Consider the following 399-nt stretch of genomic DNA (forward strand, 5'->3'; position numbering starts at 1 on the left):
TAATTCGTTAGCTATAGGTGATAGCCGCACTGGGTTTAAGCAAGGTGGTAACGGAATATTGCAGGTTTTTTGTAATGGTACAAATGTTGCATCATTTGATCATCAAAACCTTCATCTTAACGGTCTTTTAAACATATGGCCTATTGATAATAATGCAAATGGCATTAGAGTTTCAGGATCTAGAACTGGTGGCGGTAATGCTCTAATTGGCGGTCAAGTAGCCGGTGGATCTTTTGTTGACTGGAGGGACCGAGCGGCTGGTCTTCTTGTTGAGTTGCCAAGCGATGGTGCAGCATCAAACATCTTTAAGGCCGTTCGGTGGGGTTATGATTGGGTTGCTGGTCTTGATGTTGTCAGATTTAACACTGGAGCTTGCGAGGCTCGTTTTAATGTAAGGGG

Annotated in this window: 1 protein-coding gene; it reads left to right on the forward strand. The window is 43.9% G+C overall.

The annotated features are described in order from the left end of the window. On the forward strand, window positions 1-399 hold a 399-nt coding region (locus Y882_RS20340; RefSeq protein ID WP_211259224.1), incomplete at both ends, for a hypothetical protein.

This window comes from Dyella japonica DSM 16301 (assembly GCF_001010355.1).
Classification (GTDB): domain Bacteria; phylum Pseudomonadota; class Gammaproteobacteria; order Xanthomonadales; family Rhodanobacteraceae; genus Dyella; species Dyella japonica.